Consider the following 1,514-nt stretch of genomic DNA (forward strand, 5'->3'; position numbering starts at 1 on the left):
CCCGGACGCTCACCGAGTTCCTCGGATACCTGAGCCATCGCGGTATCGACGACGTCGACGAGTTCTGCGTCGGTCAACGGCGTCGGCAGGTACTCGTCGATGATCTGAGCTTCTGCGCGCTCTTTCGCGGCGAGTTCACCGCGGCCGTTCTCGGTGTAAATTTCGGCGGCTTCTCCGCGCTTCTTCGATTCCTTGGCAAGAACCTTGATGATTTCTTCGTCGGTGAGAACCCGTGCTTCCTTGCCGGCAACCTCTTCGGTCTGGACTGCTGCCATGAGCATCCGAAGGGTGGCGGTGCGGAGCGGATCCTTTGCCTTCATGGATGCGACCATGTCGGTACGGAGGGTGTCTTTGAGCGTTGCTGTCGTGTCGGACATGGATGAAACGCTACGCGCACACCGCACCGTTCGTCCCCTTAGTTATATCCTTGACTGGTGTCTGACCAGTTCCGCACCAATCTGACCCGCACCGCACTTGGTGCCGCGGGCGTCGCTGCACTCGGAATCGGGTACGCATCCGGCATCGAACGCAATGCTTTTGCATTGCGTGAGGTGACAATGCCTGTACTCGCACCGGGTTCGTCCTCGCTGCGGGTTCTCCACCTCAGTGATCTGCACATGATGCCGAACCAGAGGTTGAAGCAGAACTGGTTGCGCGAACTCGAGAGCCTCGATCCCGACCTCGTCGTGAACACGGGCGATAACCTGTCGCATCAGCGCAGTGTCCCCGCAGTCGTTCAGGCACTCGGCGACCTTCTTGCACGTCCCGGCCTATTTGTCTTCGGCAGCAACGATTACTTCGCTCCGAAGCCGAAGAACCCGCTGAGCTACATCTTCGACAAGAAGAAGCGCATCACCGGAGACCCCCTGCCCTGGGGAGACCTGCGTGCGGCCTTCACCGAACGCGGCTGGCTCGACGTGACGCACGTGCGACGCGAACTCGAAGTATCGGGCATCAAGATCGCAACGGCAGGCGTCGACGATCCGCATCTCAAGCGTGATCGCTACGACACCATCGCCGGGCCGCCCAATCCCCTGGCTGATTTGAAACTCGGTTTGACACACTCCCCGGAACCGCGGGTACTCGATCGGTTTGCGGACGACGGATATGACTTGGTTCTCGCCGGCCATACGCACGGTGGGCAACTCTGCCTGCCGTTCTACGGCGCGTTGGTGACCAACTGCGAGTTGGACCGCTCACGGGTCAAGGGCCCCTCCAAATGGGGCGCTCACACCCAATTGCACGTCTCCGCGGGAATCGGAACGTCGCCGTGGGCACCAGTGCGATTCTGCTGCCGTCCCGAAGCAACTTTGTTGACGTTGATTCCTGCGCCGAGGCGCGAACCGGAGCACTTGTCCACACGCAGTGATGCGCAGTCACAAGCACCGGTTTTACGCAACTGACCAGCGGATTTAATACCTGCCAACTTCGTGCTGTAAGCTAACCGAGGTTCGACACGGGGTGTGGCGCAGCTTGGTAGCGCGCTTCGTTCGGGACGAAGAGGTCGTGGGTTC

General features: G+C 60.4%; 2 protein-coding genes. One reads left to right on the forward strand and one right to left on the reverse strand.

All coding sequences use genetic code 11. From position 1 onward, the window contains the following. The coding region (locus QM600_RS29365; RefSeq protein WP_283265293.1) for a GatB/YqeY domain-containing protein at positions 1–377 on the reverse strand (377 nt) is incomplete at its 3' end. A gap of 57 nt (positions 378–434) precedes the next feature. Here QM600_RS29365 and QM600_RS29370 point away from each other — a divergent pair. Then, on the forward strand, positions 435–1,403 hold the full coding sequence (locus tag QM600_RS29370) for a metallophosphoesterase (RefSeq protein WP_283265295.1): 969 nt from the start codon (positions 435–437) through the stop codon (positions 1,401–1,403). Positions 1,404–1,514 lie beyond the last annotated feature (111 nt).

The organism is Rhodococcus sp. IEGM 1379 (assembly GCF_030056815.1).
Lineage (GTDB): Bacteria > Actinomycetota > Actinomycetes > Mycobacteriales > Mycobacteriaceae > Rhodococcus_F.